This is a genomic window from Colwellia sp. Bg11-28 (assembly GCF_002836245.1).
GTDB classification, from domain to species: Bacteria; Pseudomonadota; Gammaproteobacteria; order Enterobacterales; family Alteromonadaceae; genus Colwellia; species Colwellia psychrerythraea_A.
Genome location: NZ_PJBA01000008.1, coordinates 49712 through 74485, shown reverse-complemented (window position 1 = coordinate 74485; position 24774 = coordinate 49712). Strand labels below are relative to the sequence as shown.

The 24774-nt window shown below is 38.2% G+C and carries 26 protein-coding genes; 13 read left to right on the top strand and 13 right to left on the bottom strand.

Features of this window, described 5'->3' with window-relative positions; all coding sequences use genetic code 11:
* Window positions 1-300: 300 nt before the first annotated feature.
* A complete protein-coding gene (locus CXF79_RS16430) occupies window positions 301-1389 on the top strand; it encodes a metalloprotease (RefSeq protein WP_101156553.1) in 1089 nt (362 codons plus the stop codon).
* A gap of 126 nt (window positions 1390-1515) precedes the next feature.
* Here CXF79_RS16430 and CXF79_RS16425 read toward each other — a convergent pair whose 3' ends face one another.
* From CXF79_RS16425 to CXF79_RS16400, 6 genes are all read right to left on the bottom strand, one after another.
* Entirely contained in the window at window positions 1516-1971 is a 456-nt protein-coding gene (locus CXF79_RS16425) for a DoxX family protein (protein ID WP_442871900.1), read from the bottom strand.
* 97 nt (window positions 1972-2068) lie between these two features.
* Window positions 2069-2911, bottom strand: coding sequence for an HvfC/BufC N-terminal domain-containing protein (locus CXF79_RS16420; protein ID WP_101156547.1), 843 nt, complete (start codon window positions 2909-2911; stop codon window positions 2069-2071).
* On the bottom strand, window positions 2904-3845 hold the full coding sequence (locus CXF79_RS16415) for a DUF692 domain-containing protein (protein ID WP_101156544.1): 942 nt from the start codon (window positions 3843-3845) through the stop codon (window positions 2904-2906). Before CXF79_RS16415 ends, CXF79_RS16420 begins: the two co-directional genes overlap by 8 nt.
* Before the next feature lie 256 nt (window positions 3846-4101).
* On the bottom strand, window positions 4102-4386 hold the full coding sequence (locus CXF79_RS16410) for a BufA1 family periplasmic bufferin-type metallophore (RefSeq protein ID WP_011041661.1): 285 nt from the start codon (window positions 4384-4386) through the stop codon (window positions 4102-4104).
* A 32-nt stretch (window positions 4387-4418) separates the two neighbouring features.
* Window positions 4419-4748 carry a thioredoxin family protein gene (locus CXF79_RS16405; protein ID WP_011041662.1) on the bottom strand — a complete coding sequence of 110 codons (330 nt, stop codon included), beginning with the start codon at window positions 4746-4748 and terminating at the stop codon, window positions 4419-4421.
* A gap of 37 nt (window positions 4749-4785) precedes the next feature.
* Window positions 4786-5265, bottom strand: a complete 480-nt coding sequence (locus CXF79_RS16400; protein ID WP_011041663.1) for a YHS domain-containing (seleno)protein — start codon at window positions 5263-5265, stop codon at window positions 4786-4788.
* 201 nt (window positions 5266-5466) lie between these two features.
* Here CXF79_RS16400 and CXF79_RS16395 point away from each other — a divergent pair, with 201 nt between their 5' ends.
* Complete coding sequence (locus CXF79_RS16395; protein ID WP_101156542.1) at window positions 5467-6294, top strand: AraC family transcriptional regulator; 828 nt, start codon at window positions 5467-5469, stop codon at window positions 6292-6294.
* 89 nt (window positions 6295-6383) lie between these two features.
* Here the strand turns inward: CXF79_RS16395 and CXF79_RS16390 are convergent, their stop codons facing one another.
* Window positions 6384-7250, bottom strand: coding sequence for a LysR family transcriptional regulator (locus CXF79_RS16390; protein WP_041736645.1), 867 nt, complete (start codon window positions 7248-7250; stop codon window positions 6384-6386).
* Window positions 7251-7403: 153 nt separating this feature from the next.
* On the opposite strand from CXF79_RS16390, the gene CXF79_RS16385 reads away from it, so the two are divergent.
* The 3 genes from CXF79_RS16385 (at window position 7404) to CXF79_RS16375 (ending at window position 10799) form a co-directional block, all read left to right on the top strand.
* Window positions 7404-8534, top strand: coding sequence for an S-(hydroxymethyl)glutathione dehydrogenase/class III alcohol dehydrogenase (locus tag CXF79_RS16385; RefSeq protein WP_011041666.1), 1131 nt, complete (start codon window positions 7404-7406; stop codon window positions 8532-8534).
* Window positions 8535-8643: 109 nt separating this feature from the next.
* Window positions 8644-9495, top strand: a complete 852-nt coding sequence (gene fghA, locus CXF79_RS16380) for an S-formylglutathione hydrolase (protein WP_011041668.1) — start codon at window positions 8644-8646, stop codon at window positions 9493-9495.
* Window positions 9496-9797: 302 nt separating this feature from the next.
* The gene (locus CXF79_RS16375) at window positions 9798-10799 is read left to right on the top strand and encodes a GGDEF domain-containing protein (RefSeq protein WP_011041669.1); all 1002 of its coding nucleotides are present in this window, start codon (window positions 9798-9800) and stop codon (window positions 10797-10799) included.
* A 156-nt stretch (window positions 10800-10955) separates the two neighbouring features.
* On the opposite strand, the gene CXF79_RS16370 is transcribed toward CXF79_RS16375, so the two are convergent.
* Window positions 10956-11600 (bottom strand): cupin domain-containing protein, encoded by a 645-nt coding sequence (locus CXF79_RS16370; RefSeq protein WP_101156539.1) that lies wholly within the window; start codon window positions 11598-11600, stop codon window positions 10956-10958.
* A gap of 389 nt (window positions 11601-11989) precedes the next feature.
* Between CXF79_RS16370 and CXF79_RS16365 the strand changes: the two genes are divergently transcribed.
* Both CXF79_RS16365 and CXF79_RS16360 read left to right on the top strand, forming a co-directional pair.
* Entirely contained in the window at window positions 11990-12334 is a 345-nt protein-coding gene (locus CXF79_RS16365; RefSeq protein ID WP_101156536.1) for a winged helix-turn-helix transcriptional regulator, read from the top strand.
* Between the two features lie 197 nt (window positions 12335-12531).
* Complete coding sequence (locus tag CXF79_RS16360) at window positions 12532-13299, top strand: SDR family NAD(P)-dependent oxidoreductase (RefSeq protein ID WP_101156534.1); 768 nt, start codon at window positions 12532-12534, stop codon at window positions 13297-13299.
* Window positions 13300-13403: 104 nt separating this feature from the next.
* Here the strand turns inward: CXF79_RS16360 and CXF79_RS16355 are convergent, their stop codons facing one another.
* The 4 genes from CXF79_RS16355 to CXF79_RS16340 all read right to left on the bottom strand — a co-directional run bounded on the left by CXF79_RS16355 (window position 13404) and on the right by CXF79_RS16340 (window position 16667).
* A complete protein-coding gene (locus CXF79_RS16355; RefSeq protein ID WP_101156532.1) occupies window positions 13404-14873 on the bottom strand; it encodes a dihydrolipoyl dehydrogenase in 1470 nt (489 codons plus the stop codon).
* Between the two features lie 46 nt (window positions 14874-14919).
* Entirely contained in the window at window positions 14920-15189 is a 270-nt protein-coding gene (locus tag CXF79_RS16350; protein WP_101156530.1) for a glutathione S-transferase N-terminal domain-containing protein, read from the bottom strand.
* 230 nt (window positions 15190-15419) lie between these two features.
* Window positions 15420-16391 carry an alpha/beta fold hydrolase gene (locus CXF79_RS16345; protein ID WP_101156528.1) on the bottom strand — a complete coding sequence of 324 codons (972 nt, stop codon included), beginning with the start codon at window positions 16389-16391 and terminating at the stop codon, window positions 15420-15422.
* Window positions 16392-16412: 21 nt separating this feature from the next.
* Window positions 16413-16667 carry a glutaredoxin domain-containing protein gene (locus tag CXF79_RS16340; protein WP_101156526.1) on the bottom strand — a complete coding sequence of 85 codons (255 nt, stop codon included), beginning with the start codon at window positions 16665-16667 and terminating at the stop codon, window positions 16413-16415.
* A 253-nt stretch (window positions 16668-16920) separates the two neighbouring features.
* Between CXF79_RS16340 and CXF79_RS23705 the strand changes: the two genes are divergently transcribed.
* On the top strand, window positions 16921-17133 hold the full coding sequence (locus tag CXF79_RS23705) for a hypothetical protein (RefSeq protein ID WP_232769222.1): 213 nt from the start codon (window positions 16921-16923) through the stop codon (window positions 17131-17133).
* 26 nt (window positions 17134-17159) lie between these two features.
* A complete protein-coding gene (locus CXF79_RS16330) occupies window positions 17160-18050 on the top strand; it encodes a LysR family transcriptional regulator (RefSeq protein ID WP_101156524.1) in 891 nt (296 codons plus the stop codon).
* Between the two features lie 72 nt (window positions 18051-18122).
* Here the strand turns inward: CXF79_RS16330 and CXF79_RS16325 are convergent, their stop codons facing one another.
* Window positions 18123-19154 (bottom strand): lipid A deacylase LpxR family protein, encoded by a 1032-nt coding sequence (locus tag CXF79_RS16325; RefSeq protein ID WP_232769221.1) that lies wholly within the window; start codon window positions 19152-19154, stop codon window positions 18123-18125.
* 332 nt (window positions 19155-19486) lie between these two features.
* Here CXF79_RS16325 and CXF79_RS16320 point away from each other — a divergent pair, with 332 nt between their 5' ends.
* The 4 genes from CXF79_RS16320 to CXF79_RS16305 all read left to right on the top strand — a co-directional run bounded on the left by CXF79_RS16320 (window position 19487) and on the right by CXF79_RS16305 (window position 24758).
* Window positions 19487-20080, top strand: coding sequence for an HdeD family acid-resistance protein (locus CXF79_RS16320; protein ID WP_232769220.1), 594 nt, complete (start codon window positions 19487-19489; stop codon window positions 20078-20080).
* 144 nt (window positions 20081-20224) lie between these two features.
* Complete coding sequence (locus CXF79_RS16315; RefSeq protein WP_101156522.1) at window positions 20225-22171, top strand: alpha/beta hydrolase family protein; 1947 nt, start codon at window positions 20225-20227, stop codon at window positions 22169-22171.
* Between the two features lie 401 nt (window positions 22172-22572).
* Window positions 22573-23625: a hypothetical protein gene (locus tag CXF79_RS16310; protein WP_101156520.1), complete on the top strand. Its 1053-nt coding sequence runs from the start codon at window positions 22573-22575 to the stop codon at window positions 23623-23625.
* Between the two features lie 80 nt (window positions 23626-23705).
* The gene (locus tag CXF79_RS16305) at window positions 23706-24758 is read left to right on the top strand and encodes a hypothetical protein (RefSeq protein ID WP_101156518.1); all 1053 of its coding nucleotides are present in this window, start codon (window positions 23706-23708) and stop codon (window positions 24756-24758) included.
* Window positions 24759-24774 lie beyond the last annotated feature (16 nt).

Sequence of the window (24774 nt, the reverse complement as noted above, 5' to 3'; positions counted from 1 at the left end):
ATTTTAAGGTGTTATTTTAGGTGTTATTTTAGGTGTTAGCTCTTGGCGAGGATTGTGCGACTTTATCTGCTGAAGATCAAATGAATGTTAGTAGGAACTCGCTCAATTATGCTAAATGGTTCAATAAATATTTCCATTGGTAATCGCTTTGTTCTCAAGTATTTTGCTCAAGTAGGCTTAAAATTTCATGCTCATGTTTTATTTATTAGTAATCATCGACAATGTTTTTTTCGATAAACCTTGCTGGTTAAGAAAATATAGCGATAATCGGGCAAGGTTTTTACTTGCTGAGTTAATTAAGTGCAATTATTAGAAATAGAGTGTTTAGGTCAAACACTACGGTTAGAAGGTTCAATGGCTGGATGGCAGCAACTATTTTGGGGTGATAAATGTGTCTCCCAGATTAATGCTAATGCCAATAGTGAGACATTTTCACATCAATTTTCTTTGCAAAGAGAGGGAAGTGAACAGGGAGAACTGCAAGTTGAACTTAAAGGATCATTACAATGGCAGCCCTTTGACCTGCAGTTTCAGCTTTTAGTCAATGATGAGCTGTTGCAAGAAAATACCCTCAATGAGAAAGACATAGAACAACGTCAAGTCACGCAAGGTGAAAAGCAACCAATTAAATTTAGCTTTGTTGGTATGGCTGGTCTTGGTTTAAAACTATTGAAAAGTGCCAAAGTCATCAAAGTGTTGTTCGCTGCGGGTAGTTTGGCGGCTTATAGCTGGTTGTTTTCTATTGAATTTGCTATCGCACTTATCCTCTGTTTAGTCTTTCATGAGTATGGCCATATTAAAGCGATGAAATATTTTGGTTTGAAAACCAAAGGTATTTATCTCATTCCATTTGTGGGTGGCTTAGCGCTTAGCGACGACAAAATTAATACTCGCTGGCAAGATATTGTCATTTCCATCATGGGGCCCTTCTTCGGCTTAATACTTTCTATTGCCTGTTTAATTGGCTATTGGCTTACCGATATAGAAATACTCGCCGGTTTAGCGGTATTTAATGCACTACTGAATTTATTTAATATGTTGCCGGTATTGCCGTTAGATGGAGGGCATGTCCTTAAAAGTATTGCGTTTTCAATCAACTCTAAAGTTGGTTTAGTGGCTTGTGTATTAGGTGCAGCATTGGGCGTATATATCAGTTACCACTTCGGTTTAGCCTTGCTAGGTTTTTTACTGGCTATTGGTAGCATTGAAATATTCTTTGAATACAAGCGTCGACATTTAAGTGATCTATTACCCTTAAATCGCTATGCGCAAATTGTATCAGCACTTTGGTATGTACTTACTGTCGGTGGTTTAAGTGCCATTATTTGGTTTGTTGGTCAAACAGCTAATGATGCCTTGTCACTACCTCTTAAAATATTGGCTAGCTAGTGCCCATTGCCGAGTATGTAGTCTCTATTGGTGAGTAAAATAATAGGTTAAACCAGCTGTGAAGCTGGTTTTCTTTTTTTAGCTAAATTAATTTAGTCAGTTTTTACAGAACTATATTAGTTAACTCTATTTACTTAACTTTGTTTTTAATAAATAATCTAATGAGAGTTTTCCTGCGCCAAATAACACAACTTGCAATAGAAGTAAGCCCCATATAACGTGTGAGTAAAGTGCTGCGGGAGCAATCTCAGTTAAGCTGACAACAGCAACGATATTTACAACAGTTAAACCTAAAGCACCAAATCGACTGGCTAAACCTAGTATCAATAAAACTGGCAGAATGAGTTCACCTGCTGTGCCCAAATACGCAGCTAGTTCAAAAGGAATAAACGGCACGCTGTATTCTTCTTCAAACAAAAATAAAGTGGAATCCCAATCTCTTAGCTTTGTTAGGCCAGAAGCAAAAAATACCCAAGCTACGTAAAATCTTGCACCGAGCAGTGCCAGGGGCTGTAAATAATTTAGCAGTTGACTCACTTGGGTGTAAGGTTGAATAAATCGTTGGGTAATTGTTGTCATCATGTTGTTCCTTTACGGGTAAATTTTTATTTAAATTGTGGTTTTTAGATTTAATTAGGGTTTGTTTAAGCGTTAATTCGGACTTAAGTTACTTTGTAAATTAAACTTTTAAATGACTAATCAGGTTTTGTTCCAGTGCTATACCAATCCATTGCGCGAAGTCAAAGTCATGTTCAAGCTCGTTATTATTGGTCATAATATCTAATGCTTTACCTATACTTACTCCTTGCTTTATTAGTGTTAACCAAGCGTATTCATTTGCTGATAATTCACGTATCTCAGCGTTGTAATAAGGTCTATATATCAGCACTTTTTGTGAGAAATCACCTTGTGCTAATTTATCTAGTGACTGTTGAATAAATCGTTGGTTGAGCTCTTCCGTGGTATCAGAAACCACACGCTGTTGATGAGATAACCAAAATTCAATCACAGGATAGTTAGAACTCAACCTAAATTGGCTGGTTGTTAGTTCTATATAAATTTCATCTATGTCGTGTGTTGCCAATAGTTGTAAGCTTGCTTGTTCTATTACCGAATTTTTCGCACGCATACTCTGTTGTCTCAGTCGGTCTACTTGCGCAATATCAGCAACAAAAGGGTAGTCAGATAATTGTGCTAAATTAGTGAGTAGCGATGGAAAATCATCTCCCCAAAGTGCCCAGTCCCCATGTTTAGGTGGTGACGATATTAATAATTCACGACTAGCATAATTAAATAAACCTTCACCAATTAACGTTAAAACAGTAGGAAAACTTATCGCGAGTGCTTGTTGGGCTGTTGCTAATAAATTGTTGCGATATATCGCCATTCCTCTGGGGTCGAATTCATCAATTACTTCACTATCGGCAGAGGGGAATATGGCAGAAATGAGCGTTTGCTGTTGTTGTGCAACTTGTTCAAATGCTGCTTGGAGTGAGTGTTTTTTTGCGTCGTTGTTATTCATGTATAAACTCACTCTCAAGTCCTGTCATAGCCGTTGTGACTTTTGATGAATGATTATCACCAAAAACCTGCTCTGCTATCATTCTCGCTTTGTCGGCTTCTGCGACTAATGTATGCCAGCTAGGCAGATTATTATCCCATTCAACTAAGGTAGGAATTTTTCCAAAACGCTCTAATGCGCTGCGATATAGTTGCCATCCTTGGCTAGAAACAGCTTGGCTATGATCATCAATAATGAGCTCACCTTCTTTTACCTCAGTAAAACCTGCAAGGTGAATTTCACCGACCATGGTTGTCGGAATTTCAGCTAACCATTGTTGTGCATAATCTAAAGGTTGTGCCGCATTAATGTTGTTGGCCGTCACAATGATATTGTTTAAATCAACTAATAACTTGCAGCCAGTTAACTCTGCAAGACGGACTAAAAACTCGGTTTCAGGCATACAAGCATGTGAATATTGAATGTAAGCTGATAGGTTTTCTACTAATAGTGAACGACCTAACGATTGTTGAACACGGTCAATATTGTGCGCTAGCACCATCAAGGTTTGCTCGCTGTAAGCTAGCGGTAATAAATCTCCCGCATGCACTTGTTGACCATTTAATTGGCTCCAACTAAAACAAGCATGGTCAGACATTAAAATAGGGTTGCAAGTACTTGCTAACTGTTTAAGCTTTTGTAAATAATGGCTCGGTACACCTTGTGCGGAACCTAAGCCCATTGCGGTTGAATGCAAACTAATCGCATATTTTTCACTGGCTTGAGCTAAGACACTTTGTGTTGCGCCGCCTTGTGCAAAAAAGTTTTCTGAATGTACTTCGACAAAATCGATATTTGATGGAGTTGTTAACGCCTCAGTAAAGTGTTGATGTCTTAATCCAACACCAATAAGTACGTCAGACTTCAATTTTTCATCTGCTCTTTGTAATGACATTAATTCAACTCCTAAATACCAAGTTCAATAAATTATTGCTCACTTGTACTGGTTAAAATACGCCAGGCCAGCGTTGCTCTCAATTACAATAGCTAGCTATTGCTCAATCGAGCGTCTTGCCCTGATTTATTTTTCCTTTGTACAACAAGAGCACAAACTTAATGTCATTGGCATGATACCAAGCTCAATAACGAGTAGTTACTCCAAGCGGACTAATAAATTTAATCCGTTGGGTATTAATCGTAACTATCGACTATTACTTTGCTTTATCTTCTGCAAATTTTTTCTTAGCTGCTGCTTTTAAAAGGCCGCCAATATCTTCGCAAGTGCCTTTAGCAACTAGTTTCCACTCACCTGGATCTTTATCTACTGCTGATTGTCCTGCACATGAATGTGTTCCCGCTAAGTTGGCGCAATCATTTTGACCAGCCATCGCTACGCCATAACACTTCTCTTTACTCGCCGCTTGAGCTGGCGCAGTAACTGCAGTAGAAAGGGCAACAACCAGTGCTGCACTAGCAAGTAATTTTTTGTTATTCATAATAAAGCCTCTATTTAATTGTATTTTTGTGTTTAAACATTCGCTTGATTAAGCTGCTCGCTTAACCAAAGGTTTATTTCTTCAGTGTTTACGCCACCTATTAAGCGAGATTTTGAACCAGAGCGGCCTAATAGCACTAATGATGGAACGCCTGTCACTTCAAGTTGTTTTGCTAACTGTGTTTGCTCATCGACATCAATTTTGATCACGTTTAGCTGATCTACATAATGTTCTGACACATCGACCATTATCGGCGCCATGCTTTTACATGGTGCGCACCATGAAGTACTAAAATAAATAAGTACCCATGATTTTTCATGATCGCACCAGTTAAGACCTTGCAGGTTGAGTTCTTCTTTCATTGGCAAAGGCTTAACTCGGGCAAACTTTGTAAGCAAATTATTCAGCATCTAACTGCGCAATAGATACACCTTGAATACCAGACCAAGTTCTATCTGCAGTCGCGATGTAACCAGGAATATCAGTTGACCATTTTTTCTGTACTGCTTTGTTCAAGTTCAAATACAATTTACCATCAACAATTTTCCATGCTGTTGGGTCAGTATCTAGTTTTTTGTTTAACGCTACGCCCATCGCACAAAAACCGCCAAATTGTGGTGCAAATTGCTCTGGGTTTTGTTTGAATTGATCACGGTTTTGTTCACTGCTAAATTGATAGATGGCGCTTTTATAAGTCGCGGTGTATTTTTGATTACCTTTAGTTGCTTTACTGTCAGTGAAATATGAAACAGCATCATAACCATGAATAGCAAGGTCATTTTCATTGCTATTAACATCAATTTGGGCAGCAAAACTTACACTGCTGATAGCTAGCGTTGCGACGATGGCGACAGATTTAAGTAGAGTAGAAATATTCATTAAAAGCTCCTTGGAGGCTAAGTAGTAAAGGTGTGCAACGTGTTGTTGTACATAATTTATTGTTATACATAATTTTTGTGTATAGACATAAGTGGTGTAATATTCACAGCACTTCGTCATGTGGTTACTTTAACAAGCTGCTTGTGAGCGAATGCCGCTATGAGTCTCGAACTTGAAACCAATCGTCTAAAAGAGTTATTTATGGATCAATTAAGTCAAATATTAGAAAATCTTTCTTTTAATGCTGATGTTTTTTTCAGCGGTAACTTGTGTGGCATTCAAAGTTTAGGCGGGGCTGATAGTAAAAAAGGCCATTTGCATTTATTAAAATCAGGTGTATTAACCATCGTTTGTGAAGAAGGGCATAAAGTTACCCTAGATAAGCCGTCGGTTATTTTTATGCCGGGCCCGAGTAAACATCAAGTTATTGCCAGTGAATCAGATGATGCCGAGTTAGTTTGTGCTGATGTTGATTTTCATTCAGGCAGTGGGGCAGCCTTGGTCAATGCATTACCAAAATTTATTTGTTTGAACATTGGACAGCATGATCCCGTAGGGAGAACTGCGCATTGGTTGTTTGAGGAAGCGTTTAACAAACAAGCAGGTCAGCAAATGATCGTGAATAAGCTTGGTGATATTTTCTTAATACAGATGTTACGACATGTCATCAAAGAAGGCATCGTTATTCAAGGCATGTTAGCAGGTATGGCGCACCCTCAATTATCAGCATTAATGACAGCGCTGCATAAGCGGCCGCAAGAACAGTGGACCGTTGAGTTAATGGCTGAAACAGCCTTCATGTCGCGAGCTAAGTTTGCCGCTTTATTTAAAGACACCATAGGTCAAGCGCCCAGTGACTATTTAACAGACTTACGTATCGCTTTAGCGCAAGGTTTATTGAAAAAAGATAAACCCGTTAGTTTTGTTGCTAACGAAGTGGGTTATGAACATGGCTCTGCATTGGCTAGAGTGTTCAGGAAAAAAACGGGATTATCACCAAAAGAATGGTTAATGAAATTTAGGAAGTAATACCGATTGGTATATACCCAAGCTACCTGAAACACGCATCTTCAAGTGGTTTGGGTATAACAGCAACACATAGGTTTGTTGTTATCAAACTACGACAAATGCGCTACCAAGTAGTCTACTAGTAGTCTTATTTTGGGCGACAAGTGACGATTTTGCGGATAAATGGCCCATATGCCTTCATCTGGCGCGCGATAATTATCTAATAAGGTGACCAGTTCACCACTTTGCAAATGTTGTTTAACATAATAATCGGGTAGTTGTACTATGCCTAGCCCTTTCAGTGCAGCATCAGTCAAGCTATAACCGCTGTTGTATCGTAACCGTCCCGTAATGCGAACGCTCTTTTCCTTGTCAGACTCTCTAAAATGCCAATAATTATTTGTTCCCAATAAACAGCTATGCTTATTAAGTTCTGAAATTGAGTGAGGTATGCCATGTTTGTGCAAATAAAGTGGTGAGGCACAAACAAAGTTTGATCGTTCTCCTAATTTTTTTGCCATCATTGAAGAGTCACTTAAGTTGCCTAAACGAATAGCTAAATCATAACCATCTTCAACTAAATCAACTCTCTGATTACTCAAGTAAGCCGATACTTCAACATCGCTATATTGTTTTAGGAAATTATTCACCAGCGGTAATATCTGCTTTTCGCCATAGGTAACGGGAGCTGTCAGCTTAATTTTACCTTGAGGTTTCGATTGTAAATTTGTGATTGCCCGTTCAGCAGCGTCAAGCCCATCAAGTACACTGCGACAGTGTTGATAAAAAATGCGTCCCTCTTCAGTTAATGAGACCTTGCGTGTAGTGCGATAAAATAATTTGATATTTAAGCGCTTTTCTAACGCACTTATTTGCCGGCTTACTTGGGCTGTCGATATTGCCATTTTTTTTGAAGCAAGCGTAAAACTCTCATTTTCAGCAACGTAAACAAACTCACTAATACCTTCCCACTGCATCATTGTTACCTATATGTAAAAGTAATTTACCAAAACAGTATATTATCATTGTTTCAGAAATAGATATAATATTGCTTACAGATTCAAATACGATGTGCTGAAGTGAAGCTATAATTGAGCTTTAAGGCCTTATAAACAAAAGTGAGAATACCTATGTCAGATAAATTTATTAAATCGAAAGCTGCTATTGCTTGGGGTCCTAATCAACCCTTATCCATTGAAGAAGTTGATGTAATGTTACCTCGTGAAGGTGAAGTGTTAGTTAAGGTTGTTGCATCGGGCGTTTGTCATACCGATGCTTTTACCTTATCAGGCGATGATCCTGAAGGTATTTTCCCTGTTATTTTAGGGCACGAAGGTGGTGGTATTGTTGAGCAAATTGGCGCAGGCGTTACTAGCGTTAAAGTTGGCGATCATGTTATCCCGTTATACACACCAGAGTGTGGTGAGTGTAAATTCTGCTTGTCAGGTAAAACAAACCTTTGTCAAAAAATTCGTGAAACTCAGGGTAAAGGTTTAATGCCTGATGGCACCACGCGTTTTTATAAAGACGGTCAACCTATTTTTCATTACATGGGATGTTCAACCTTTTCTGAATACACAGTTCTACCAGAGATCTCTTTAGCTAAAGTCAATAAAGATGCACCGTTAGAAGAAGTTTGTTTGCTTGGTTGTGGTGTTACTACCGGTATGGGCGCGGTCATGAATACGGCGAAAGTTGAAGAAGGTGCAACAGTTGCAATCTTTGGCCTTGGCGGCATTGGTTTATCAGCGGTTATTGGTGCAACTATGGCTAAAGCGAGTCGCATTATTGCCATTGATATTAACGAAAGTAAATTTGAGCTAGCAAAAAAATTAGGCGCAACAGACTTTATTAACCCGAAAGACTATGACAAGCCAATTCAAGATGTGATTGTTGAAATGACTGATGGCGGTGTTGATTATTCTTTTGAATGTATTGGTAACGTAAACCTAATGCGCTCAGCGCTAGAGTGTTGCCATAAAGGCTGGGGAGAATCAGTAGTCATAGGTGTTGCGGGTGCAGGACAAGAAATCTCAACTCGTCCATTCCAGTTAGTGACAGGTCGTGTATGGAGAGGATCTGCATTTGGTGGTGTTAAAGGCCGTACTGAATTACCTGATTACGTAGAACGTTATTTAGCGGGTGAATTCAAATTAAGTGACTTTATTACTCATACTATGCCTCTTGAAGACATTAATGAATCATTTGAATTGATGCATAAAGGCGAAAGTATCCGTTCAGTGATTCATTTTGATAAATAAGCATTAGCCACTTTGATAAATAATAGCTCGCCATCTCGGTAAGTAACAGTTTTTCCGTTACCCCTTTTCTAGCAATAAGCAGAGTGGGGTAGCGTCTTGAGGTTTTACTATGACAATTAACCATGTAATTGAAAACGTAAGTGTAAACAAAAGTTTTGGTGGATGGCATAAGCAATATAGCCATCAATCCACCACGTTAAATTGTACGATGAAATTTGCAATTTACTTACCACCTAAGGTATCAGACGGGGAAAAAGTACCGGTATTGTATTGGCTTTCTGGCTTAACGTGCACCGATGAAAACTTTATGCAAAAATCGGGCGTTCAGCGTATGGCTGCAGAGCTTGGCATTGCCATTGTTGCGCCAGATACCAGCCCACGTGGAGAGCAGGTAGCTAATGATGAAGGTTATGATTTAGGGCAGGGCGCAGGCTTTTATGTTAATGCAACTCAAGCACCTTGGAATCGTCATTACCAGATGTATGATTATGTGGTGAATGAACTACCGCAGCTAATTGAATCCATGTTTCCTGTCTCAGATAAACGAGCAATTTCCGGGCATTCTATGGGAGGACATGGCGCACTGACTATTGGCATGTTAAATCCAAAGCGTTATAGCTCAATGTCTGCGTTTAGTCCTATCTGCAATCCGATAAACGCTCCTTGGGGCAAAAAAGCTTTCACTACTTACTTGGGTAAAGATAAAGCCACTTGGCTTAATCACGATGCAAGTGAGTTAATGCGACGAGCAACACAGTTTATTCCAGCTAAAGTTGATCAGGGAGGCGCTGATGATTTTCTCACAGAGCAGCTACAACCTGAAACGTTAGAAGCTGCAGCTAAAGCCAGTGGTTATCCTTTGTCATTGTGTATTCGTGAAGGTTATGACCACAGTTACTATTTTATTTCATCATTTATTGAAGATCATCTGCGCTTTCATGCAGAACACCTCAATAAGTAGTTACTCTGCGGATATAGTGAAATAGTGCCTTTATTGCTCAATAATTGAAGGTACTTTTCATTCACTTTGTACATGATGTGACCACTCATCATGATGTAAGCATAAATTTAAATATAAAATAATTGCTTTGAAATGTGTAATTTATATTCTTAAAAACAGTTATCTTTAGTCTAATATTCTCAGTCTTACTCTTTTTTTGTCTATAAAACAACAAGATTATTACTTTTGCTCTTGTTACTCTCAATTGATGACGTTAAAATAGTTAACAATATCATAACAAATCCAGAGTATAGGAATGCAGTATGTCCTTTGAAGATGAGTATCAAGTAACGTCTGAATTCAGCGATCGTACCAATGACTTCCTCTCTAGCCATTTAATTTCCCCAACACCAGTAAATTATTCAGTCATTTATCTCCATATCAGTAATGAAAACGAAATGTTATCTGCTGCTATCAATAAAAAACTGAAACAGGGAGTATTAATCACCGCAGATTTCATGGCTGATTTATTTGAACGTTATGTATCTCTTACAGAGCAAATTGAAAATACGGTATTAGCCCCTTTTGAAAAAACCTTAAGTAAAACACTAGAACAAATTACTAAACAGGTAAGTAATGAAGATAAAGCGGCAATTAATTTAGAGAAGTTAGATAAAATTTTAGCTAAGACTAAAACTACTACCTCAATGGACAATATTGTTAGTTATCTTTTTAATACGATAAATAGCACTAAAGCTCAACATGAAGAGCTGTCTCAAAAGTTGACCACGACTCAACAAGAAATTAATCAATTAAAAGACAAACTAGCTTCATCAAGACAAGAAGCTTTAGTTGACTCTTTAACCGGTTTATTGAATCGTCGTGGCTGTGATGAGAAATTACAAAACTTATCTCACGCCGATACTCATTCCTCTTTAGCCATTGATATTGATCATTTTAAAAAGGTTAATGACACCTTTGGCCACTTTATTGGGGACAAAGTTATTCAGCGTATAGCAAAAACCATTCAAAGCCATATTGGTGAGCAAGATCTCGCGGTACGTTTTGGTGGTGAAGAGTTTGTGGTGGTAATGACTAACACTCCCCTTGCAGAGGCAAAAAACATTGCTGAGAAAATACGTATTGGTATCTCTAAAATGCGATTAAAGCAAAGAGATACCAATACCTTTTTACCCCCAATTTCAGTGTCTATTGGTATTGCTCAAAATGATAACATTTCAGAGTGGACCACTCTGTTTGAACAAGCAGATACTGCGCTTTATCAAGCTAAAAACTCCGGACGCAACTGCTGTATTTGTGCGTAGTAAAAAATCACCTTATTGATTTTACTTATCTACGAAAAATATGAGAAAAAAAAGGGTGCACTTTCTGCATAGCCAAGAATCAAAGTTGACTTAAAATTACGGAGAGCTATTAAAAAGACGTGCTGATCTCCCTGTAGTGATTCCTCGGTATTAATTTTATAGATGGCCCACCTTAACCAATATAATCGTTTCCTGTTCTACATACGGAAAGTGCTCGCTCAGGTGAGGGCTACGAATCCAAGAACCTTCTGGATAGCGACCATGCTCGTCTATAAATTCGCCACTAATGACAAATATTTCTTCACCACCAAAATGCTTATGAGGCTGAAATCGCTCACCTTTGGGCCATTTAACAAGTGCGGTTGATTCTCCTTTAAAGCTATGCAACGGCATAACCATTAAATTACCCATGCCCGGTGACCAGCTTTTATTAGCGGTATCGATGACAACATGTTCATTATCACCGGATTGAAATTGGTGAAGTTTTACTAATAATATACAGCCATCTTTACTAAAAGGTGCATGACGAAATCCTTCAGGGTTTCGAAAGTAGCTGCCTGCATGATAATCGCCAGTGTGATCAGAAAAGGTGCCTGATAGTACAAGGATCTCTTCGCCTAGCGGGTGATCATGTTCAGTAAAGCTAGCGCCGGGATCAAATTTTACCAAGCTCGTTGCATGACCTCTTTCTGCATCTTCTCTGGCTAAAGGCTTACGCCAAACACCGGCTTTAGGACTTGCTACCCAAGGTTGTTCCTGTGTATTAATAAATACTTGTTCATCGAAGTTCATATTGAGCATTGTTTTTCCTTTAACGCTTGTAATTTTAAGAGGAAGACTTCATAACTGTAGCTATATACCCGTTACCAATCAAAGTGCAGTATTTCAGTGGGAATTAAAACCACTTTAGGCAAGGTAAATAATTTAAGCATAGTCATTTTATGCTTTGATTTTTTAACGCGGTATAAAGTGATTTTAAACCCATCAAAGAAGCGCTTGAGCAACATCACTTCATCGTTGCTATGACTTAGAATAGAACAACCATTATTTCATCACAGCGCCTTGAATTGAAAGTTCTTAAGCACTCTGAAAGCTGCATCTTGAATGATAATGGGTATATAATATCGCTTATCAAATACTACACCAAGTATGCACAAAATGGTTTGGTAGGCACTTTAAGGTACATCTTTATGAATAATAAGCTTATAAAATTTTCTAGAAAGTCAGCCCCTGAAAAATCTGCTCGTATGGTTGAAACCATTGTTGGTTGTAAATGGTCACTCACCGTATATAACTTGCTCAATAATGACATACATCGACCGGGGGAAATGGTGAGGAGTGTCGAAGGTTTAACCACCAAAGTGCTGAATGCATGTTTAAAGCGCAATATAGAGTTTGGTATTCTCGAACGAGAAATGTTTAATGAGATCCCACCTAGAGTTGAATATAAAGTCACTACTTTTGGTCATAAATTTATTAAAATATTAACTGAGTTAGAAAAGCTGCAAGCAGAAATAGATGACAGTAATTTATAAGCTTAATCTGTAGTAATAGTTTATGACGGTTATTTGTAATATGAACTTTTAATAAAAAATATCCCTATATTATTCAGTAAACTAGACCAATAAGTACCTAGCTTACTAGATTGTACCTACTTTTTTTATCCGTCTTATCTCCTTATTATTTAGTGGTATCTACTTTACTTTTTTAAATAATTAACAGGAGAAAAATGATGAATTTTACCCATCAAGGAAAAGCAATAATTATTGGTGGCTCAAGCGGTATGGGCTTAGCAACAGCAAAACTATTAGTTAAACATAATGTCGAGGTTATTATTGTCGGGCGTAATGCTGAAAAACTTGAACTAGCATTAACCCAACTTAACGAGACTGGAAAAGCATCGGCGATTCAAGTAGATCTTTATCAAACCGAGGATTTAGAAAAATTGCTGTCGTATATTAATCAAGAGGATGTTCATTTAAGTTATTTGGTGAATGCCGCTGGATATTTTAGTCCTAAAGCATTTTTAGCGCATGAAGGTGATGATTATAATACCTACATGGATCTCAACAGAGCGACATTCTTTATTGCTCAAGCCGTTGCTGAAAATATGAAAAAACAGGGCGGTGGTAACATTGTAAATATCGGTTCAATGTGGGGACAACAAGCGATTAAAGCGACACCATCTTCGGCTTATTCTATGGCAAAGGCTGGTTTACACGCGTTAACTCAACATATGGCAATGGAACTAGCAGAAGATAATATTCGTGTTAATGCGGTATCTCCAGCGGTAGTAAAAACACCTATCTATCACTCTTTTATTGACCCTAGTACATTAGATGAAGCTCTGGCTGGATTTAACGAATTCCACCCAATTGGAAGAATAGGTACTGCGGATGATGTGGCTAATACTATCGGCTTTTTATTATCATCGGATACTTCTTGGGTAACAGGGGCTATTTGGGATATTGATGGTGGTGTTATGGCGGGGCGTAATTAAATCTAAAGATAATTACAGCTTGTTAGGCAGAGATAACTCAATGAGCAAGAGCTACTGTGTTATCTCTATATATAACTCAGTAGCTTTTATTTTGTCATACTAATTTATATGACCAACTTCATTGCATTGTCATGTGTCATGATAAACTCATTCATGTCATGTTTCTCAATAGCTAATTTTTGCTGTGCATCTCTAAGTGCAGTGCGTAAACCTTCCTCAATTACCGGATGATAAAAAGGCATAGTAAGCATCGCTTGAACCGTCATCTGTTGTTGTCTTGCCCAGGCGAGTAAGTGGCCAATATGCTCAGCAGCAGGGCCAAACATTTCAGCGCCTAAAAATTCACCTGAAGTTCGATCCGCGTAAACGTTTAATAAACCTTTATTTTTACCCATAACGCGACTTCGACCTTGTCCTTCAAAACTGACTTGGCCAACCACATAATTTGCGGCATCTTGATCGGCATATAAATCCTCTATTTGTCGCAATGATAAACCGACACTGGCAACTTGTGGTTCAGTAAACACAACGGATAATGGAGCACGTCTTTGTCCTTGAGCGATAACTGGGTATGCTCCTGCATTGGTTCCTGCCACTTTTCCATCATCGGCGGCTTCATGTAGTAGCGTTAAGGTATTGTTGGCATCTCCCGCGACAAAAATATGGTCAACTGACGTTTGCAGAGTCAATTCATCAAATAGTGGGCTATTCTTTTTATCAAGTTCAATGCTAGTATTTTCTAGTCCTAGTTTGTCTACATTCGCTTTACGACCGGTTGCAGCTAATACATACTGGAATGACTCAGTCGTTTTTTGCCCTGATTTGTCGAAGTAGGTTACTTCAACAGCACCCTCTTTTTCTATGGTACTAATGACGCGTGCTTTAGCATCAAAATAAAACTCTTCATTAAAGGTTTTCTCAGCGTAGCGTTTCATTTCTTCGTCTTGCAAATTTGCAACAGAGCCACTTCGGCCAAATACTTTAACGATTACGCCTAATCGACTTAAGGCCTGACCTAATTCTAGCCCTATAACACCCGGACCAAATACTGCGACAGACTTTGGTAAATCGTTCAGTTCAAATAAATTATCATTGGTTAATAAACGGCTTCCGGCAGCAGCCAAAAACTCAGGGTAATTAGGACTAGAGCCTGTAGCGATGACAATCCGTTTTGCGATTACTTGGCTGTGATCATCTACCTGTAAGGTGTGCTCATCTAGAAACTTGGCAAAGCCGCGAATTTTATCTTGTTCATCGAAGCTTTCTACTGACTCAACCACAAAGCCGACAAAACGGTCTCGCTCAGTTTGTATGCGCTTCATTACCGCTTTACCATTAACGCTAATGCGGTCAACTTGAATGCCAAAAAGGTCTGTTTGACTAGCGTGGTAAGACGCATCTGCCGCTGCAATTAATAATTTACTAGGCATGCAACCTACGCGAGCACAAGTAGTACCGTAAGCTCCGGCTTCAATTAAAACTACCTTGTCAGTATGTTTTTTTGCGGCGCGATAAGCGCCCATTCCTGCAGTGCCTGTACCAATAATGGCAACATCGACATTGATTACTTTCATGAGAATAGTCCTGCTTTAATTATGAGATTAATGTAAATGAAATCGCTTATTTTCTACTGCGTAAAAAATTAATAATGTCATCGGACTCATATAACCATTGCGCTTTACCATTTGATTGACCGATGCGTAAACAAGGTACTTGTGTTTTATTACCTCCTTGTTGCAGTTCAATACGGTGTTGATGGTTTTTTTGAATATTTCGTAGTTCAATGTTGAGATCAAGTTCATTTATTGCATGGCGTGTTTTAGCGCAAAAAGGACAGCTGTCATAATGATAAAGTGCCATGTCGTTTGGCTGTATTGCTGATAAAGTCATAATTTTTCCTTGATGATAATAGTATGAATTCAAGAACTCTTAGCCTAAACATTCATGAATATGAGCTAAAGAGTGAAGCCATAATATACGTGTTCATCAGGTGATAAAGGCAACTAGGTGTCTAGACATTGCCACCATCGGTCTAATCCGCTTTATTTATCTTTCAAAGCAATAAAAAAAGCGCTACAAATAAATGGGAATATTGCAGCGCAAAGGAAATTTTTTAATTCCTAGTTATTCTTTTTCATGAACTTAAGGATGTGATTGGCAATAACATCACCGTCTTCTTCTAAGGCAAAGTGACCTGTATCTAAGATATTAAAATCTAGGTTTTTTAAATCACGTTTATATGGATGTGCACCTTCTTCAGGGAAAATATAGTCACCTTTACCCCACATTAATAACGTTGGCGGTTGGTGCTCTCTAAAGTACTCTTGCCATTCTGGATAAAGTGCTGGATTAGTGCCGTAAGAATAAAACAATTCTAATTGGATCTCTTTATTGCCTGGGCGGTCTAATTTAGCTTGATCTACTATCCAGTTATCAGGGCTAATGGTTTCTTTATTGCGAGTACCATTAGTATATTGCCACTCTGTTGCACCAATAGTTAACAGGTTATCTTTAAGTACTTTGGCATTTTCAGGTGTTTTATCTTTCCAATAGGCTTTAATAGGGTCCCAAAAGTCACGTAATCCTTCATCGTAAGCATTGCCATTTTGTATGATCAAACCTTGGACACGCTCCGGATGAGCCGCGGCTATTCGAAATCCGATTGGAGCGCCATAATCCATAACATACATGGTATATTCTTCAGCGCCTACTTTGGTTAAAAAGGCATCGGTAATCTTAGCTAAATTGTCAAAGCTGTATTCAAAATCACCAAGCGCTGGCATAGAGCTGTTACCAAAACCTGGGTAATCTGGAGCAATAACGTGATATGTTTCTGACAATTTAGGGATTAAGTCACGGTACATATGTGACGACGTTGGAAAGCCATGTAATAACACAATAGTTTTCTTGTGTTCTTGACCTGCTTCACGGTAAAAAATTTCTTGGTTTTGTACTTTAATGGTTTTGTGTAAGGTTTGTGCTGCTTCCACATGACTCATTGAGGTGAAACCTAGTAATAATACGCTAGCAGTTGCCATAAGATAATTGCTAAAACGTCTGTTTTTTACTATCGATTTTGTTAAATTTTTCATTGTTTTTTCCTATGTAAGTAATTAATAAGTTTTACTATTTTTTAGTAAGCTAAATTGTTCATTTTCTAGTAATTCAGTAAAACCACCCACCGATAACTCTTCGATAAATATCTGAGGGTAGGTTCTGCCCGTTGTTCTTTGCTGTAACTCTTTTATGTACACTGGGTTTTCATAAACATCATATTCAACATAATCCAACCCTTTATTGGTTAATAACCGTTTAGCGTGAGTACAGTAACCACAGCCAGGTCGGGTATATATCTCTATCTTTGCCATTTACTTCTCCGTTTACATTTTCGGTGACGCTGTTTTGTAGTTGATGAAGCTATTATCTATTTCAACGCCTCATTGATAAATAGGGTTGATGTTGAATTATTGTCAATGTAGTGTTGACAATAAGGCCTTGATTGCACCGTAATTGAGTTAATATCAACGTTAGGCAGGATATTGTTGGGCTGACATTTAGGGTCTATTGACCTTTCGCGGTTAAATTTTGTTCGAGATAAAAGCGTTTTAATAGCGGCGAGTAGTGTGTAGCCTAGTCACTCTAAGCAAACACTACTCAACAAAGAGTAAGACGCTTTTAACCGAATCCATCGGACAGCGTTTGTTGAACATTTTTACAGCGTTATCGCCTTTTTATGTGGAACAACCACATGACAAAGGCTCTGCCTTGTATAAATACCCAACAAAACGCTGCAAAAACAATCTCGAAAGATCAACAGACCCTAGTCATAGTTGAATAAAATAGGGGTCTTCGAGCAGCTTATGGATACGTTAGATGGATTAAAAACAGTGGTAGCAGTCGTTGAAACAAACTCATTTACGGCGGCAAGTGAAAGGCTAGGGATCTCAAAAGCGTTAGTAAGTAAGTACGTAGGTGAAGTTGAAAACCAATTAGGGATTCGACTCTTTAATCGAACAACCAGACAGTTGGCATTAACTGACTCCGGCCGACGTTATTATGAAGAAGCAATCATATTACTTGAGCAGTTTAGCGCTATGGTAGATAACGTCACCGGTGAGCAGACCGCACCACGGGGTTTATTACGAATTAGCGCACCGGTAACTTTTGGTGAAATGAGGTTAGCACCGTTATTACCAAAATTTATTGCCTTATATCCTGACTTAACCGTTGAGTTAGTGCTGACCAATGGTGCGATAGACATGTTGGAAGAGGGGATTGATGTGCGTTTACGTATTGGCGGTGTAGATGACTCGAACATGATAGCAAGGCATTTAACTAATTTTCCTCTAGTATTGTCGGCATCACCAAATTACGCTCAGACACAAGGTTTACCTACAACGCCCGAACAACTTGGTGAACACCATTGTATTATTGATAGTAATTTTAGGATTGGGAAACAATGGCCGTTTATTTCGCCAAAGGGGCAAGCAGAAACTATTAATGTGCAGTCTGGCTTAGCGGTAAATAGCCCGCAAGCCGTTAGGGAAATAGCCATCGCTGATGGTGGGATTGCGATGACACCTAACTTTATTGTCGAAGACGCATTAGCTGATGGCAGGCTGTTAAGAGTAATGCCAGAATACACCACGCTGGAGTTTGGTCTTTTTGCTATTTACCCACACCGGAAGTATGTGGCTAGAAAAGTACGTTGTTTTATCGACTTTGTCTTAGAGCAGTTCTCCAAAAAATAGAGTGCTATTAACTCGTAACCGCTAGGGCTAATGACGGCGACCCCTTTATCTATTTGACATTAATTACTCTTGTTAAGCACGCCAGAATACTTCAAGCGACGCGGTAGAATTGTACTTACGTAGGTCTTCTTTATAGTCAGGAGAACTGGTAATAATACTAAAAGCTAATCCCCATGATTCTTGATAATAAACGGCACCGGTAGATATCGTTGCTTGCCAATGTTCAGTATGTACATCAAATAAATGCTTAGGCCGCGCGCCATCAATAGTAATGTCTTGAAATCTATATCTCCCTTCTACTGCAAGGTAGTAAAATTGTCCGGAGCGACTTTTTGACAAAACACTGACGTCAATGTAATTGCCAGGTATAACCCCAACACTGGCGAAACTTTCATGTAAAGAAGTACCCCATCGAATGGTGCTACCCAATGCTATTTCACTTTGATAATTACCAACATTAATTCTACCTGAGAAGCCGCTATCGTAGTCTTTATCAAGCCAACCTGGTGCTCTAGTCAACAACCTTTGGCCTTCATAAGAAAAGTTAAACACTGTTTGATTTTCAATTTGTCTAGCCCAACCCATAGGTTTTGGTGAGCCTATTAAACTGTGAACAGACTTTTGTGAATTCTCACCAAAAGCATCAGGACCCACGGCCCCAAGCATCAAGCTGTATTTATTGGCTGTATCCGCTGAAAATTCAAAAATATTCGCTTCAATAAACAAAAATCCGGTGTAGGGTCTATCGTTTTCTCCTTCAACAGGAGATTCTAAGTCGGTCGGTGTCCATATTTGTTGACCAAGAGTGATACCCCAACCTTTGTTGGTCTGATGATGAAAGGGTAACCAACTACCAACGGTTTTAAGCAGTAACGGGGAGCTCTGCTCTATATCAACCGTACTGTTTGAGTTGAATTTGAAAAATAGTCCATTGGTGTATCCTCTATCAGAGCCAAGAAAACCATCGTTATCAAGGCTTAGACTGATACTGCCAGTATTGTATTCTTCTGCAACAGCGACACTTCCCATGATTATTGCCAAACAGATAACAACAACATTGACGAAAGTACCTACTGAATGAAACTCAAAATGTATTTTTTTCATAACAACTATCCAAAATTATTTACAAAATATGTGAATTAAAAAATTCAATAATTTAGGATGTTTGTTGAAATACGCTTCGCTAATTCATGATTATTTACGCTGAAAGTAATTGAATACAATTATTGTCTATCAACTTATTCATCCTGAGACAAATATTATCAAGGGCTCACCTGGTCAAAGCACCCATTAGGCTTAATGTTGAAACAGATCGTCTTAATAGTTAGGTTTCACCATATGACTTTGTTAGAGGGCAATAATTAATACAGTTTATTCAGTATTTCTGTTACATTATTTTAACAACTCTTATTGTGTCAATTTAAGGATAATTCTCTATGACAGACATAGTTCCTCACTCAGAAGATACGTCAGAAGTAATGCCAAAAGTAACTCGTGAAACATCAGCTCAGCGGATCAATCTCGCTTTTATAAAAAATACCAAAGCGGTTGGTATAGTGATGATCATTATTGGCATTTTAGGTATTTTAGTACCTAATTTGATTGGTTTGGCATTTAATACTTATGTTGGCGGTATATTCTTAATATCAGCAATCGCACTGGCTTTTAATGCTTGGCAATATAAAACACAAGATATGTCTTTATGGTTTAAGCCCTTTATTTTAATGGCTTTGGCACTGATTATTTTTACTCATCCAGCCATCATTCTTGGTGTGTTAGGTTTGTTAATTGCGATTTACTTTTTAATTAGTGGTTTTAGTGCCGTTGTGGTTTCTTTTGGACTTAATTCATCAGCCAAATTTTTTAGTCTGTTAAGTGGTGTAATTTCTTTCATTCTAGGCGTAATTGTACTGACTAATTGGCCCTTTGCTAGTGCTTGGGTTATTGGGCTTATTATTGGTATGACTTTTTTATTTGATGGAATAGCTTTATTAAGTATTTCTAATCAATTAAAGAAAACTCAATACTAGCGCATTAGGTCATGAAAAATTTTATGTTTGTAGTATGTTTACTTCAATTATTCACATCGATTTTTACATCGGAAGTATAGGTTAATTCAATTTTTTACTTGGGTAATTGATTGTTTTATCAGTTTTAAATAAAAGGATAGCAATGTGTATAAATTTTTAATAAAAGCAATTTTGCTTGGTTTGATTTTCATTTCAGCGATGGGATACGCTAAAAACTGGGATGGAATATTCGAGCGGGCACAGTATCAAAATGCAAAAATATCCCCTGATGGCAAACATCTAGCCGTGTCAGTATTTAATAAAGGGGAGGCGACTTTAGTTTTTGTCGATAGTAAAACACTAAAACCCCTTTCAGGCTCTAAGCTGCCTGGACGGTTAGAAATCAATCAGTATTACTGGGTTAATAATGAACGTGTCGTTATCAGTCTTGCCAAACGAGATCCCTGGCTTGAAGAACCCGTATCTTATGGTGAGTTATTCGCGATAAATATGGATGGCTCAAGAGGGAAGATGATTTATGGTTATCGCGCTGGTGAGACACAAACAGGCAGTTTTATTAAAAAGAAAGAGTCTACATTTGGCTGGGGGAAAATTATTGATATCCTGCCTGAGGATAAAAAGCATATTTTAATTAGCTCTACCCCGATGAGTGCTACAGAGGAAAGAAATGCCACAGTGTTAAAACTGAATGTTTATACCGGTGTAATCAAAAGGAAAGTTGTTAAATCTCCAGTGCCATTTGCTCGATTTTTAACAGATGGTCAAGGCAAGGTAAAGTTTGTCGTAGGTAGAGATGGCAATAATGATACTAAACTTTATTTTAGGGAAGATGGTAAATGGAAACATATCCCTCAGGATATTGTTGGCTCACGTGTACAGCCATTGTTTATTGATGCATCAGGTAAATCTCTTTATACCTTTGATGATTACCAGCAAGACATTAAAGGTATTTTCAAATTAAATCTGGAAAACTTTCAATATAAATCGGTTTACACGGATAAAAAAGTCGATATAACTGATGTGGAAATGACCACGGATAAGCGTTCAGCGTATGCTGTTCGGGTTGATGATGGTTACCCCGCTTATTTAATTCTCAATAAAAAGCATGAAGAAGCAAAAGTTTTTAAAGAGCTATTAAAGCTGTTTCCTTATAGTTCAGTTAAAGTAACCAGTAAAACCGAAGATGGGCAAATCTATGTCGTGTTTGTTTCATCTGATATTGATCCCGGAAGTTTGTATTTACTTGATAGAGAATCGAATAAACTAAAGAGGCTCTTTCAATTTAAACCTGAATTTCAAAGTGCTGACTTTGCTCAAGTTGAGCCTATTAAATTTGAAGCATCGGATGGTTCAATGCTCAATGGCTTTTTTACCCAAGCAAAAGCAAAGCAAAAAAATGAGCTTGCCCCAACTGTTGTGTTAGTTCATGGCGGTCCTCATGGTGTGAGGGATTATTGGGAATTCTCTTCTCAAGTACAATATTTAGTGGCGCATGGTTACTCTGTGTTACAAGTCAATTTTCGGGGCTCAGGCGGCTATGGTGTGAACTACCAAAGGTCGGGTTATAAAGCTTGGGGAGGGCTAGTACAGCAAGATATATTGGATGGTTACCAATGGTTAGTTAAAAATAAAAAAGCGGCTGATAATAAAGTATGCATCATGGGGGGGAGTTTTGGTGCCTACTCGGCGATACAAAGTGCCGCTTTATACCCTGATGTTTATAAATGCGCCATAGCCAATGCCGGCATTTATGATTTAGAGTTAATGTTTGAAGAAGGGGATGTACAGCAAAAGCGTTCAGGTATGAGTTATCTAAAACACGTTTTAGGCACAGATGAGCAATTACTAAAAAGTATGTCGCCAGTTAACTATGTTGAAAAAATACAAGTGCCTATTTTATTGGCTCATGGCGAGAAAGACGAACGAGCACCCTTTGAGCATGCAGAGAGATTAAGAGCAGCGCTTGATAAAGAAAATAAGTCGTATGAGTGGTTTGTAATTGGTGATGAAAGCCATGGTTTTTTTAACCCTAAAAATCAAAGAGCTTATATGAAACAGGTTGTTGGCTTTTTAGATAAGCACCTATTGTAAAGGATGTTTACATTTTATAAATATTGTCATTCTATTACTTAACGTCTCAAAATCGAGAGAAAGCCAGCAACTATGCTGGCTTTTTTACGTTAGAGTAGTGGTTGGAAATGCTATTTACTCACTCAAAATCACCTAGCCTTTTTCAGTTAATCAAGATGCCAAATCTACACTAATATTCTAACTTTCCTCATCAAAAATAATTTTGAATTATTAATTCCCCTTTCTTATTAACCATTATAACGGTTGTTTATTTTCATTATTTTTATTGTAAATAAGTAGTGTCTGGATAAAAAACGACCACTAATCTATTGTGATTTAACTGGTCTAACGTCAGACCAGTTAAATTACAATAAAAAAATATGACGGTATAAAAATAATTATAAAAAATGATTGGGGAAAATATGAATATTATCAAAAATACAATGGTGATTGCAGCGCTCTGCTTTGCATTTTACTCAGCGGATACATTCAGCAAAGAATATAAAATAGTACTTATTCATGGCTTTCAGCCACAACAATTGATATCCGATGGTGATGTTAGCGAAAGTGGTCAAAACTACTGGAATGGTTATTGGGACAACTTAAGTGATGCCCGTATTGATTGGCCCTCATATGAGCGAATTGAAGAGAAAATTGCAACGGATTATATTTGGCCAAAGCTGAAGGCTTTTTCAGAAAGTGACTTCTGCTCACCGGGCTGTATATTTGTCACTCACTCCACTGGTGATTTAGTGGCTCGCTATATTATCGAAAACCAAGAAACATGGTTAGAAAATGCTGGATTAGCACCGCTTAATATCGTTGCTACTTTTGATATTGCGGGTGCTGGCGGTGGTAGTGAACTTGCCGATTTAGCTGTAAGTGTTGCCCAAGGCACTGAAAGCTGGACCTTTATTATCGAGTCTGCGTTAGAGGCTTGGTTGGGAGGCCAGCTAAGCGATGAAATGGGCGTACTTCATGACCTAAAAGTTAATAATGCGAGACAACTTGCACCATTACCTGATGCGAGAATTCCTCGTTTACGTTTTGTTGCTGATGCCAGCGATTTCTTAGGCGTTACAAGTCCATTTATTCAAGGTCATGATGATGGTGTTGTTGGTAGTCATTCCTCGTGTGGCGGTAACCGCCAAGGGCATTATGGTAGTTGTAGTTCGCAAGTCGATTTTAACGGTAAAGTGTCAAATCAAGGCAATGCGGTTTCAGGTTTTATGCCGTATCATTATCCTATGCTTATGAGCAAAGACTATGCTCACTTGTCAGTACTTGAACAACAGCACAAAGGTAAAGTAACGGCGGCCAGTAATCATGAAAACTTATTATCTGGTGAGGGCGTGCATTTTGATACTTACACTCAAACTACTGGTTGGTGGTTGTGGAAGAGTAATTATCTTTATGTAGAAAATTCAAATGAAGACAGTATGTCAACGCTAATTTATGACGCGATTCCTAACTAATAATATATGAATAGCTGTTAACCCCAACTATTAATAATTTGAACGGTTAACAGCTCATAAAGCAGGAAAGTTGATTAATTATGAAAAAAAACAAAATTTTAAAACGAATAGTGACGATGAGCATTGTTGTTATCAGTGTTTGGATTTTTTGGCCATCGATGCAGCAACAGCAAATAACGGTTAATAAATCACTGATAACAACACCGCTCCTAGCAGAAAAAAAACAGTTAGTTAACACTGCTCAAGTTAATAATTTGCTTGAGATAACGTCTAAAAAAATAACGTCTAACGACTCTGCAACATTAGTGGCTAAGGCGTATGCCGCAGAACTAAGTTTTCCATCATACTCTCAACCATTAACTCATAATGATTTTGATCGCTTGAAACCAAATCACTTCAATCCGCAATCAATTCTTGTGGACGATGAGGGAACTCAAGTTACAGCAGCATTATCAAAATATCGTTATACATACCCAGAACAAGTGTTAGCGACGCTTACAGGAGACAATATCGATAATGCAGAACTTCAGCTCATAGACCTAAGCACTGGGAGAACGCTACTTAGCAGTCAATTTGAACAAGATGAAAGTAACTGGTACGCACAATTTGAAGGCCAAAGAGATCTGCCAAGACAATTGCAAGCTACGATAAAAGCCCGTGTTAATGGCAAAGATATTACTATCGCACTGGCGTTGAAATATGTTGATTCAGTGGCAACCTTAGAAGGATTCAATTCAGTCTTTAACCAAGAGGCTGATATGGTGATGCAAGCTAACTTAACCACAAGAAAAAAAGGTCTTTATCGGGTCCGCGCCAATTTATTTGATGCGAACAACCAACCCATTGCACACTTAGTAAGTAAAGAAAAACTCAATAAAGGCAGCAGTCATATCAATTTAAAAGCGCACCAATCAGTATTACATGGGAAACAAGCGCCATTTTATTTATCTACCTTTTCAATCGAGTTGATGTCGCCAGCACCGGGTAAACCCAAAAAATACGGCAATAGCGCGATTAAGAAATATGAAATTAAAGGTTTTGAAGTATCTAGTTTGAGTGATATACCGTATCAGCCTTCACAACAGGAGCAACAACGCTTGCGACTATTGCAGAATATGGCTGAAGGGGGATGAGTTAGTAACGTGTTTG